The following is a 10,859-nucleotide window of genomic DNA, read 5'->3' on the forward strand; positions in this document are numbered from 1 at the left end:
CCCAACTCCTGCGCCGATGGGTCCGTTGTCCGAGTCCCAAGGAGAAACGCGGCCTTATTGGCTTACCGCCAGAGCCCCCTCAATGAGGGCCTTATGCGCCTGTGTGAGAGCCAATGCGTGTTGTGTGATGACCTCGGCCATCGACTCGACCAGCATCTCCTCCGCAATTGTCGTCCAGCCTGGCCGGTGGATGATTGTCAGCAGGTCGGTGGCAGAGTTCGACGAGTCAGTCTCGACCAGTCGCTTGGACAGCCCCGCGAGGGCTTCGTTCATAGCCCGGATGCTCGTTTCTAATGTGCTGTGAACAGTTTTCGACATGTCCCTGATCCTTTGCTTGTTTGCTCAGGAGCTGCTTCAGACCAGCTCCCCATATCAGAAAGCTATTGGAGACAGTCCCGAACACTACGAGTAGTGCCCTACTCGAAAATCGAAGAGATCTGCCGCGATGACCTACAGGCAACTGGACATCGGCCACCCTGAACCGCACCCAGTCCAAACCGGACAAGCCGTCACCGCCGGCGGCACCCTTATCCCCATCCCCTATGTCATCCGGATGGCCACCCACGGCCCGTCGAACAGGGCGATGTAGGCGAGGTAGTGGTAGGCCCTAGCAAGCGCATCGCCACCGGCGATCAACGAATTACGTTGCACACCAAGGGCTATACCCACCACCCGGCCCGGCTGCGAAAGTCCGGCTAGCGCACCGAAGTGCGCAACCGCGAACGCCTCACCGACCACCACGAATCGGTTCCCACGTGACGATGGGCAGCACGTCGGGGGCATGCAGCGTGCAGACGGCAACCGTGTAGGTGCCACCCTCAGCGGCCGCACGCACCACCCGGATGACGGCAGGGTGCCGGCATTCCTCGCCATCGACGAGAAACTCGCACGCAGTCATCTCGATCGTCCTTTCGTCGAAGACGACCGTATGGCCCGGGTGGCCCGTGGGGCTTGTGTCGATGAGCCAACGTCGCGCAGAGCAGTTGTGGGCTCGGCACGACTACGTCGCGACTACCCCCTTGGCGCGCAACAGCGGCAAGACTCCTTCGGCGAACCAGTACGCCTCTTCCAGATGCGGGTAGCCGGACAAGATGAATTCGTCGAAGCCCAGTGAGTGGTACTCCCAGATCAGGTTGGCGACCTCCTCGTGGCTGCCGACCAGGGCGGTGCCTGCGCCGCCACGGACCAGTCCGACGCCGGCCCACAGATTGGGGTAGATCTCGAGCTCGTCGATTCGCCCGCCGTGCAAAGCCGCCATTCTGCGCTGCCCCTCGGACTGCGAGTTCGTGTGCAGCTTCGTGGCCTGCTCGATCTGCTCGGGCGTGAGCTCCTTGACCAACTCCTCGGCCACCGCCCATGCCGCCGCCGAGGTGTCCCGAGTGATGGTGTGCAGGCGGATGCCGAATCGCAGTGTGCGGCCGCGCTGCTCGGCGAGCTGGCGAACCTGATTGATCTTCGCCGCGGCGGCCTGCGGCGGCTCACCCCAGGTCAGGTAGACGTCGACGTGTTCGGCCGCGATCGGGAGCGCTGCCGCCGACGACCCGCCGAAGTAGAACTGGGGTATCGGGTTTGGCGGCTCGGACACCCGACCGTCGCGGATCGTGAAGTACTCGCCCTTGAAGTCGAACGTCTCGTTCTGCCAGACCGACTTGACGATGTGCAGGAATTCACCTGTGCGCGAATATCTTTCGTCGTGACTGAGCCAGTCACCGAACCGGCGCTGCTCGGAATCATCACCGCCGGTGACCACGTTGAGCAGCAGCCGGCCGTCGGAGAACCGCTGGAAGGTGGCAGCCTGCTGCGCGGCCAGTGTGGGCGGCACCAGCCCCGGGCGAAACGCCACCAGGAACTTCAGCCGTTCGGTCTCGGCGAGCATCGCCGACGCCGTCAACCACGCGTCCTCACACCAGGTTCCGGTCGGGGTCAACACCCCCTCATAACCAAGTCGGTCAGCGGCGCGGGCGATTTCGGCGAGATAGCGTCGCGTCGGTGCGCGATACCCCTCGGGGATCGCATGATGAGACGACGCGTGCGACGCCCCGACGATCGACCGGCTGTCACCGTTGGTGGGCAGGAACCAAAAGAACTTCGCCGACATTGCGATCCCCCTCAGTTGGCGCTGATGACTGTGGACTGCAGGGCGCTGTTGTAGCGGCGGTCGACCCACTTGGCGAAGTCCGGCGCGGACTGGATCTGCCCTGAGGCGGCGAACAGGTCGGCGAGCTTCTGCTCCGAGGCCACCACCTGATCGGACAGCTCCGTGGGCAACCGCAGGCTCCTACCCTGGGACGCCTCGGCGACCTTCGGGTCCAAACCGACTGCGGCAGCATACTTTGCGGCCCACTGCGCGGGATTGTCCTGCGCCCATTTCGCCGCCTTGGCGAACCGGATCAGCAGATCGGACAATGCGGTGTTGCGCTTCGGGTCGGCCAGCGCCGCATCCGAGGCCACCCCGAACCAGTAGCCGTTCGTCACGCCTTTGGCCTGGGCGATGCTGCGGACCTTCAACTGCTGCTCGGCCTGCGCGGTATAGGGATCCCAGATCGCCCACGCGTCGGCCTGGCCGGCACGAAACGCCGACAGCGCATCTGCGGGCTGCAGGAACACCAGCTTGACGTCGGCGGGGGTCAGTCCCGCCTTGTCCAGTTGCCCGAGTACGTTTCCGTGCGCCGAACTGCCCTTGGCCACCAGGATCGTCTTGCCACGCAGGTCGGCGACGGAGGTGATCGGCGAATCGGCCTGCACCAGGATCTGGTCACCCACGCCGCCGCCGTTGTAGGCCGACACGACCTTCACCTTCGCGCCCGAGGCGGCGCCGAAGATGGGTGGGGTGTTGCCGGTGATCGCGAAGTCGATCTTGCCTGCCGTGGCGGCCTCGATCTGCGGCGGACCGGAGGTGAACGTCGAGAACTCGATCTTGTACGGCAGGTTGTCCAGCGCGCCCGCGGCCCGCAGCAGTGATTCGGTTCCGCCCTTCTGATCGCCCACCTGCAAGGTCAGCCCGGCCAGGTCGCTGAGCGGAACCGTCTCGGGTGCCGATGTCGCACCGGTGCTGCCTGTGCGCGATACACACCCGGTCAACAGCAGCCCGGCGATGGCCAGTACGGCGAAGACGGTGCGAAACATTCTGCGGTGCAAGATGACTCCTGTCAGAGTTGGACGCCAAGCTGAGCGAGCAGCTCAACCCGGTGGTGTTCGGACTGGGCCGACGGGCTGCCGTGTGGCCGGCGGGGTTCGGTGATCTCGGTTTCGTGCACCACGGCACCGGACTCCAGCACCAGCACGCGGTCGGCCAGTGCGACCGCCTCGTTCACGTCGTGGGTGACCAGCAGCACGCCGAAACCGTGTCGGCGCCACAGATCCAGCAACAGCGACTGCATGCTCAGCCGGGTCAGCGCGTCGAGGGCGCCGAACGGCTCGTCGAGTAGAAGCAGCTCGGGCTCGGCGACCAGCGCGCGGGCCAGCGACACCCGCTGCGCCTGGCCGCCGGACAGGGTCAGCGGCCAGGCGTCGGCACGCTCGGCGAGCCCGACATCAGCCAGTGCCTGATCGGCCCGGGTGGTGACCTCGGCGCGGGGCAGCCGGAAGCGGGTCAGCCCGTAGCCGACATTGGTGCGCACCGTGCGCCACGGGAACAGTCGTGGCTCCTGGAATGCCAGCGCCGGGGCGCCCGCGACGGCACGCTCGCCGGTGTGGTCGTCGGACAACCCCGCCAGCACCCGCAGCACCGTCGACTTGCCAGAGCCGCTGCGGCCCACCAGCGCGACGATCTCCCCCGCCCCCACGGTCAACGAGACGTCGCGCAGCACCTGGTGGTCGCCGTACCACTTGTCGACATGCCGAAGTTCGGCGGCGTGCCCGGTCTTGCGGTCGGAGGTCAGCGTCACGAGCGATACCTCAGGGCGCGGTGTTCCAGCACCCGCACGACGGCGTCGGTCGCGATTCCCAGCAGTGCGTAGACGACCAGCCCGAAAATGATGATGTCGATCCGCAGGAAGTCGCGGGCATTGTTGATCAGGAAGCCGATGCCCTTGTCGGCGTTGATCTGTTCGGCCACGATCAGGGTCAGCCATGCGATCGCCAGCGACTGCCGGAATCCGACCAGCACCTGTGGCGCCGCGCTCGGGATGATGATGTGGCTGAACCGCTGACGGAACGAAAAGCCAAGCACATCAGCGGTTTCGAACAGTTTCGGATCGACCTGGCGGATCGCCGAGAACGTGTTGAGGTACAGCGGGAAGCTAACGCCCAAGGCGACCAGGAGCACCTTGGGCAGCTCGCCAATGCCGAACCACAGAATGAACAACGGAATCAGACCGAGGTGCGGCAATGCCCGCAGCATCTGCATGGGCGGATCGACGGTGGCCTCGGCCCACCGCGACAATCCGACGACACTGCCCAGGCCGACGCCGATGACCCCGCCGAGCAGCAGGCCTTCGACCACCCGGACACCTGATACTCGCAACGCATCGGCCAGCTGACCGTTGCGGATCAACTCCACCCCGGCCTCGGCGATCAGCGACGGCGCGGGCAGGACGTCCTGCGAGATGAGCCCGACGGCACTGCCCAGCTGCCATAACGCCAGCAGCACCAGCGGTGAGATCCACCTCACGACAGTCCACCGGCGATGCCTGCGCTGGGCGGCCGTGCGACCTGTCGCCGGCAGTGCCGGCGCGGTGGCCGGCGCGGCAGGCGTTGTCACGGTGCACTTCCTCGGTGGCGACGGATTGCGGGCACGCGGCAGCCCGGGGCTGTCGCGTCACTTGAGACTAGGAACGCCCGTCGGCGCCGATAAGGGTTTGATTCGCGATGAGGAAATCGGTGCGCGGGACCGTCAGCGCCACCCGTCGGCGGCCTTGGCAGCCTTGACCAGGGCGTCACACAGGTCCCGCAACTCGGCCATGTCGGCGCCCTCGTCGACCGCGGTCGCGACGTCCTCGGCGGCACATCGCACCTGGTAGACACGGTCCGACAGCTCGGCCGCCTCGTCAGCGGTGAGCACCACCGCGTCGACCGGAACAGAGGTGCCCTTCACCATGGCACGCTGTTCGTAGGCCCGCTGCCGACAGGATTGCCTGCAGTACTGCCTGCGCCGGCCCATCCCGGAATCAGCGACTTCACGCCCGCACCAACGGCACGGCTGCGGGCGGCTTCGACGCGTCACGCCTTGAGACTGTAGACGGCCGCGGTCCCGGTATCATGGACCGTTGGGTCGGGAACTGCGGACCTGTGTCCTGCGTTCCTTATCTGGACTTCATATATGGCTTAGGAGATGTTGACGATGGCTGATCGTGTCTTGAGAGGCAGCCGGCTCGGAGCCGTGAGCTACGAGACGGACCGCAACCACGACCTGGCGCCGCGTCAGATGGCGCGGTACCGCACCGAGAACGGCGAGGAGTTCGACGTCCCGTTCGCCGACGACGCCGAGATCCCCGGCACCTGGCTGTGCCGCAACGGCCTGGAAGGCACCCTGCTCGACGGTGACCTGCCCGAGCCCAAGAAGGTCAAGCCCCCGCGCACCCACTGGGACATGCTGCTGGAGCGGCGCTCGGTCGAAGAGCTCGACGAGCTGCTCAAGGAGCGGCTGGACCTGATCAAGACCAAGCGCCGCGGTAGCTGACCTCTAGCGGACGACGCCGCGGGCGCGGTCGACGCGCCCGCCGATACCCCACTGGGCGACCTTCACCATCGCCTCGCGGATGTTCGACCCGCTCATCTTGGAGACGCCGAGCTCGCGTTCGCTGAACGTGATCGGCACCTCGACGACGCTGAACCCGTTGTTGATCGTGCGCCAGGTCAGGTCAATCTGGAAGCAGTAGCCCTTGGAGTCGACCGCGGACAGGTCGATCTTCTCCAGCACTTCGCGGCGGTAGGCCCGGTAGCCGGCGGTGATGTCGTGGATGCCGACACCGAGCAGCACACGCGAGTAGGTGTTGGCCGTCTTCGACAGCACCAGCCGCCGCCACGGCCAGTTGCGGACCGTTCCGCCGTCGACGTAGCGGGACCCGATCGCCAGATCGGCGCCGCCGTCGATGGCGTCGAGCAGGCGGTAGAGCTGCTCGGGGGCGTGGCTGCCGTCGGCATCCATCTCGACCAGCACGTTGTACTGGCGGCTCAGCCCCCAGGCGAAGCCGGCGAGGTACGCCGCCCCGAGGCCGTCCTTGACGGTGCGGTGCATGACGTGGATGCGGTCCGGGTCGGCCAGGGACAGCTCGTCGGCCAGGGCGCCGGTGCCGTCGGGGCTGCCGTCGTCGACCACCAGAACGTGAACATCGGGCCGGGCCTTGTGCACCCGGCCCAGGATCAACGGCAGGTTCTCTAGCTCGTTGAACGTGGGGATGATCACCAGGGTGCGCTGGCTGGGACGCTGCGCGCCCGTCTCAGCGCCCTTCTTGCCCTGGTCGCTCATGAATCTCCTCTGTCGTGCTGCCCGGCCAGGGCCGAGGGCGTTTCGCCCTCATCTGGCGGGCAGTCGTCACCGTCTGGATCCCCGGACCCGGTGGCCTCGTCCCGTTGCTGCCGCCTGCGGCGCAACGGGCGCATGAACCATCCATTGTGCAGTATCGCCACCGCAATCACGGAAACCGCTGCTCCCACCAGTACCCACTGGACCAGCGGCCCCCACCGCGTTGCGGGCGTCTCGCTGGTCTTCAGCCGGACCGGGACGTCGAGGTAGGCCGGGGTGAAGAAGTCGGTGCGGGCGATCTCGCTGCCGTCCGGGGCGATCACCGCGCTGATGCCGGTGGTGCCGGCCACGACCACGTATCGGTCATGCTCGACGGCGCGGGCCCGGGCGAACGCCAGCTGCTGTTCGCTCATGTTCTGGTCGAAGGTGGCGTTGTTGGTGGGCACCGTCAGCACCTGCGCGCCGTTGCGGACCGACTCGCGCAGCGCGCGGTCGAAGATGACCTCCCAGCAAGTCGCCACCCCGACCGGCACCCCGGCCGCGTGCACCACTCCGTTACCGGTGCCCGGGACGAAGTAGCCCGCCCGGTCGGCGTAGGACGACAGGTGCTTGAAGAAGCTGCGCCACGGCAGGTATTCGCCGAAGGGCTGGACGATCTGCTTGTCGTGTCGCTCGCCGGGTCCCGAGACCGGATCCCACACGACGACGGTGTTCGACGCCGCCGGGTTCTCCGGCGTCCAGTCCGGGCGGGCCAGCACGGTGCCGACCAGGATCGGCGCGCCGATGGCCTGCACGGCGACCGCGATCTGCTGGGCGGCGTCGGAATTGGTCATCGGGTCGATGTCCGAGGAGTTCTCCGGCCACACCACGAACTGCGGTTGCGGGGCCCGACCCGCTCGCACCTCTTCGGCCAGCTGCACGGTCTCGCGGACGTGGTTATCCAGCACGGCGCGGCGCTGGGCGTTGAACTCCAGCCCGAGGCGCGGAACATTGCCCTGGATCGCGGCGACGGTGACCGTGGGTTCGTTGCCGGCGCCGGCGCGGCGCACCTGCGGTGCGGCGACCGCGGTGGTCAGCAGCACGGCCGTGATGCACAGGCCAGGCACCAACAGCGCGGTAATCGACGGAGCGTCGGGCGTCTTGTGTGGGCCGCTGTGCTGCCACCAGCGCACGATCTCGATGCCCAGCGCGCACAGCGACATGCCCAGCAGCGCGATGCCGAACGACAGCAGCGGCACCCCGCCCAGCTGAACCAGCGGCAGGAACGGCCCACGGGTCTGCCCGAAACCGACGACGCCCCAAGGGAATCCACCGAAGGGCACATTGGACTTCAGCCATTCCTGCAGCGCCCAGACCAGGGCCAGCCACAGCGGCCAGCCCGGCAGTGTGCGGACCACCACCGCGAACATGCCGAACACGGCGCAGAACAGTGCCTGCAGCGCGGCGAGCGCCAGCCACGGGACGGGGCCGACGAGTCCGCTGATCCACGGCAGCAACGGGATGTAGAACGCCAGCCCGAACAACATCCCGTAGCCGAACCCGCCTGCGACGGTGGTCCTGGGATGGACGAGCACCCAGCTCAGCATCGCGAAGCTCAGGACCGCCGACCACCACCAGCCGATCGGCGGGAAGCTGATGCACATGGCCACGCCTGCCGTCGTCGCGGCGAGCAGCCGGAACATCCGGGGGGCCAGCGCGTCGCCGAGGCGCTGCAGGCGGCCGGGTCGCGGCTGGGTATCCACCTCGTCGACTCCGGTGTCAGCCATGCAGCACGACACCTCGGTGCACGGTCTGCAGGCAGTGCGGCAGCGGGTCGGCCGGGTCCAGCCGCGGCAGTGCGGGTACCCGCGAGCGCGGGTCGGTGGACCACCGCTGGACACTGTCGGCGGGAGCACTCACGTCGACCTCGCCGGCTTTTTCCCACACCGCATATGACGCCGGTGCGCCGGGCACCAGCGTGCCGGTGATCCCGTCGCGCACGCCCGCGGCGCGCCAGGCGCCGCGGGTGGCGGCAGCGAAAGCGGCGCGCATGGAGATGGCACTTCCCTGGGTGTGGTGGTGGCCGGCCGCGCGCACCGTCGCCCACGGATCGATGCTGGTCACAGGGGCATCTGAGCCGAACGCCAGGGGCACGCCTGCCGATGCTAACAGCGCCAGGGGGTTGAGCAGGGCGGCTCGGTCGATACCGAGACGACGCGCATACATTCCGCTGTCACCGCCCCACAGCGCATCGAAATTGGGTTGCACGCTGGCGATGACACCCCACTGGCCCAGCTTGGCCGCCTGCTCGGCGGACACCATTTCCAGGTGTTCGAGCCGGTGCCCACAGCGGGCCACCGCGGGCGCCCCGAATTTCTCCACCACCTTCTCCAGCGCATCGACCACCGCGGTGACCGCGGCGTCGCCGATGACGTGGAAGCCGGCGGTGATCCCGGCTTCGGTGCAGGCCAGCAGATGCTCGGTGACGGTATCCGGGTCGAGATAGCAGTTGCCGCAGGTGTCGGGTGCGTCGGCGTAGGGCCTGCTCAGCCAGGCGGTGTGGGAGCCCAGCGCGCCGTCGACGAACAGATCCCCCGCCAGACCATTGGCACCGGTGGCGTCCAGCAGCGCCCTGGCCTGGGTGGCGGTGGACACCGCCTCACCCCAGTAGCCGACGACGTCGACCCCGTGTTCGGTGGCCCGCAGCTCCTGCCAGTCGTCACTGCCGCCGATCTCGGGGCCAGCGCACTCGTGCACCGCCACGATCCCGGCGGCCGCGACGGCGTCCAGCGCGGCACGGCGCGCGTCGGCGCGCTGCTGCCAGGTCAGCAGCGACCGGGCCTGCGCCCGCACCAGGTGGTGCGCGGCGGCCGACAACGGCCGCTGCGGGGCGAAGCCGGCGACGGCGGGCAGGCCGGGCACCAGGGCCCGCAGCGCGGTCGAGGCCACCGCGGAGTGCACGTCGACGCGGGCCAGGTAGGCCGGTGTCGGGCCGACGACCGCGTCGATTTCGTCGGTACTGGGCGCCTGACCGCCGGGCCACCCGCTGTCGTCCCAGCCGTGGCCCCAGATGGGCTGGCCGGGGTGGGTGGCGGCGTGCTGGGCGATCAGCTGCAGGCAGTGCTGTTTGGAGGTCGCCGCGGTCAGGTCCAGCCCGGTGAGCAGCAGCCCGGTGGAGGTCACGTGGATGTGGCAGTCCACGAAGGCGGGGGCGACGAAGGCGCCGTCGAGGTCGACGATCTCGGCGCTACCGAACTGTTCGCGACCGACGTCGTCGCTGCCCAGCCAGGCGACGACACCGTCGCGCACGGCCATAGCGGTGGCATCGGGATGCGACGGGCTGTGCACGCGCCCGCCCAGCAACAGAGTTGTCACGTCGGTCAGTGTCCCGCGAGGGAAGGAGAAGGTCGAAACCGCGTGGCGCTAGTTGTAGCGCCGGACGATGTTGGCATCGTGGATGCGGCCGTAGGCCTGATCGTCGATGACCTCGCCGTCGATGTAGTCACCGGCGTATCGCGGCGGTGCATACATCTGGCCCGGGCCGCTCAGGTTGACCACGCTGATCCGCCGGGCGATACCGCGGGTGAGCAGAATCCCCGCCAGCGGCCGCACGGCGCTACGGGTCGGCGGCAGCAGCATCAGCGCACCCAGGGCGGTGGTGACCAGCCCCGGGATGAACACCAGGAACGTGCCGAGGGCCACCAGCATGCCGTCGGCGACCGCGCCCTGGGGATTGGTGCGGGTCTGCTGCAAGCGGGCGATCTGCCGCTTGACCTGGGAGCCGGCCAGCGCCACGCTGACCACCGAGGTGGCCAGTAACACCAGAAGCGTCCACCCCAGCCCGATGGACCAGGTCAGGGCCGCCAGCACCGCCAGTTCGACGAGTGCGTAGACGAGAAACGTCCGCATCACCATGTACAGGCAACGGCTCGGGGTGCGGCCGGGTTCCGGTGCCTGCTGATAGGAGCCTGTGAATTTCAGGGGGCGCGCAGCTCCAGGCCGACGTTGCGGTGCGACCCGCCGCGCAGCTTGCTGAAGAAGTTGAAGACCTTGCCGAGCAGCCCGTAGCGGTTGCCGATGGCGCTGTAGACGGTTTCGATCTGGGAGTCGTCGAGCACGGTGGCGACCGCTTCCACAGTCTCACCGGTCACCTTGCCCCTGCGGTCGCAGACCGCCAGCGTCACCCGCGGGGTGTTGCGGATCCGCTTGACTTTCCACGAGTCGCGGCCGGTGATGACCAGGGCGCGATCTCCGTCGGGTGCGATCCAGATCGGGGTCGGCTTGGGCCGGCCGTCCTTGGTGAAGGTCGTCAGCGAGACGTACTGGGCCTTGATGACGTCCGCGAAAGTTGTAGCCATGGCCACAATGTAGCTTCCCGAGTCGCTCCGCTCCTGCCCACCGGATCCAGCTTCCCGAGTCGCTCCGCTCCCGCCCACCGGATCCAGCTTCCCGAGTCGCTCCGCTCCTGCCCACC

Annotated in this window: 14 protein-coding genes; 1 reads left to right on the plus strand and 13 read right to left on the minus strand. The window is 68.0% G+C overall.

The window, feature by feature from the left end; genetic code table 11:
* Positions 1-54 precede the first annotated feature (54 nt).
* The 8 genes from HBE64_RS11280 to HBE64_RS11315 all read right to left on the minus strand — a co-directional run bounded on the left by HBE64_RS11280 (position 55) and on the right by HBE64_RS11315 (position 5,164).
* Entirely contained in the window at positions 55-273 is a 219-nt protein-coding gene (locus tag HBE64_RS11280; protein ID WP_167101694.1) for a hypothetical protein, read from the minus strand.
* A 267-nt stretch (positions 274-540) separates the two neighbouring features.
* Positions 541-741, minus strand: coding sequence for a hypothetical protein (locus HBE64_RS11285; RefSeq protein WP_167101697.1), 201 nt, complete (start codon positions 739-741; stop codon positions 541-543).
* A complete protein-coding gene (locus HBE64_RS11290) occupies positions 728-898 on the minus strand; it encodes a hypothetical protein (protein ID WP_167101699.1) in 171 nt (56 codons plus the stop codon). Before HBE64_RS11290 ends, HBE64_RS11285 begins: the two co-directional genes overlap by 14 nt.
* Before the next feature lie 102 nt (positions 899-1,000).
* Positions 1,001-2,098, minus strand: a complete 1,098-nt coding sequence (locus tag HBE64_RS11295; RefSeq protein ID WP_167101702.1) for an LLM class flavin-dependent oxidoreductase — start codon at positions 2,096-2,098, stop codon at positions 1,001-1,003.
* Between the two features lie 11 nt (positions 2,099-2,109).
* Entirely contained in the window at positions 2,110-3,126 is a 1,017-nt protein-coding gene (locus tag HBE64_RS11300) for an ABC transporter substrate-binding protein (RefSeq protein ID WP_167101705.1), read from the minus strand.
* A gap of 23 nt (positions 3,127-3,149) precedes the next feature.
* Positions 3,150-3,887: an ABC transporter ATP-binding protein gene (locus HBE64_RS11305; RefSeq protein ID WP_167101708.1), complete on the minus strand. Its 738-nt coding sequence runs from the start codon at positions 3,885-3,887 to the stop codon at positions 3,150-3,152.
* Positions 3,884-4,666: an ABC transporter permease gene (locus tag HBE64_RS11310; protein ID WP_243841637.1), complete on the minus strand. Its 783-nt coding sequence runs from the start codon at positions 4,664-4,666 to the stop codon at positions 3,884-3,886. Before HBE64_RS11310 ends, HBE64_RS11305 begins: the two co-directional genes overlap by 4 nt.
* 168 nt (positions 4,667-4,834) lie before the next feature.
* Positions 4,835-5,164 carry a hypothetical protein gene (locus tag HBE64_RS11315; protein ID WP_167101711.1) on the minus strand — a complete coding sequence of 110 codons (330 nt, stop codon included), beginning with the start codon at positions 5,162-5,164 and terminating at the stop codon, positions 4,835-4,837.
* 117 nt (positions 5,165-5,281) lie between these two features.
* On the opposite strand from HBE64_RS11315, the gene HBE64_RS11320 reads away from it, so the two are divergent.
* Complete coding sequence (locus HBE64_RS11320) at positions 5,282-5,620, plus strand: RNA polymerase-binding protein RbpA (RefSeq protein ID WP_167101714.1); 339 nt, start codon at positions 5,282-5,284, stop codon at positions 5,618-5,620.
* Positions 5,621-5,623: 3 nt separating this feature from the next.
* On the opposite strand, the gene HBE64_RS11325 is transcribed toward HBE64_RS11320, so the two are convergent.
* From HBE64_RS11325 to HBE64_RS11345, 5 genes are all read right to left on the minus strand, one after another.
* Positions 5,624-6,409, minus strand: coding sequence for a polyprenol monophosphomannose synthase (locus HBE64_RS11325; protein ID WP_167101717.1), 786 nt, complete (start codon positions 6,407-6,409; stop codon positions 5,624-5,626).
* Positions 6,406-8,172 carry an apolipoprotein N-acyltransferase gene (gene lnt / locus HBE64_RS11330; protein ID WP_167101721.1) on the minus strand — a complete coding sequence of 589 codons (1,767 nt, stop codon included), beginning with the start codon at positions 8,170-8,172 and terminating at the stop codon, positions 6,406-6,408. The genes HBE64_RS11325 and lnt overlap by 4 nt, the downstream gene beginning before the upstream one ends.
* A complete protein-coding gene (locus HBE64_RS11335; protein WP_167101723.1) occupies positions 8,165-9,760 on the minus strand; it encodes an amidohydrolase in 1,596 nt (531 codons plus the stop codon). The genes lnt and HBE64_RS11335 overlap by 8 nt, the downstream gene beginning before the upstream one ends.
* Before the next feature lie 48 nt (positions 9,761-9,808).
* The gene (locus tag HBE64_RS11340) at positions 9,809-10,294 is read right to left on the minus strand and encodes an FxsA family protein (protein WP_243841579.1); all 486 of its coding nucleotides are present in this window, start codon (positions 10,292-10,294) and stop codon (positions 9,809-9,811) included.
* Positions 10,295-10,362: 68 nt separating this feature from the next.
* Positions 10,363-10,743 carry a PPOX class F420-dependent oxidoreductase gene (locus HBE64_RS11345; protein WP_167101729.1) on the minus strand — a complete coding sequence of 127 codons (381 nt, stop codon included), beginning with the start codon at positions 10,741-10,743 and terminating at the stop codon, positions 10,363-10,365.
* Positions 10,744-10,859 lie beyond the last annotated feature (116 nt).

Origin of the sequence: Mycobacterium sp. DL592, assembly GCF_011694515.1 — a bacterium.
Lineage (GTDB): Bacteria > Actinomycetota > Actinomycetes > Mycobacteriales > Mycobacteriaceae > Mycobacterium.

What these genes read in the sequence shown, in the direction of transcription:
- HBE64_RS11290 (WP_167101699.1), bottom strand. Translation starts at nt 898, where the DNA reads ATGACTGCGTGCGAGTTTCTCGTCGATGGCGAGGAATGCCGGCACCCT.
- HBE64_RS11300 (WP_167101705.1), bottom strand. Translation starts at nt 3,126, where the DNA reads ATGTTTCGCACCGTCTTCGCCGTACTGGCCATCGCCGGGCTGCTGTTG.
- HBE64_RS11345 (WP_167101729.1), bottom strand. Translation starts at nt 10,743, where the DNA reads ATGGCTACAACTTTCGCGGACGTCATCAAGGCCCAGTACGTCTCGCTG.
- HBE64_RS11295 (WP_167101702.1), bottom strand. Translation starts at nt 2,098, where the DNA reads ATGTCGGCGAAGTTCTTTTGGTTCCTGCCCACCAACGGTGACAGCCGG.
- HBE64_RS11325 (WP_167101717.1), bottom strand. Translation starts at nt 6,409, where the DNA reads ATGAGCGACCAGGGCAAGAAGGGCGCTGAGACGGGCGCGCAGCGTCCC.
- HBE64_RS11340 (WP_243841579.1), bottom strand. Translation starts at nt 10,294, where the DNA reads ATGCGGACGTTTCTCGTCTACGCACTCGTCGAACTGGCGGTGCTGGCG.
- HBE64_RS11320 (WP_167101714.1), top strand. Translation starts at nt 5,282, where the DNA reads ATGGCTGATCGTGTCTTGAGAGGCAGCCGGCTCGGAGCCGTGAGCTAC.
- lnt (WP_167101721.1), bottom strand. Translation starts at nt 8,172, where the DNA reads ATGGCTGACACCGGAGTCGACGAGGTGGATACCCAGCCGCGACCCGGC.
- HBE64_RS11280 (WP_167101694.1), bottom strand. Translation starts at nt 273, where the DNA reads ATGAACGAAGCCCTCGCGGGGCTGTCCAAGCGACTGGTCGAGACTGAC.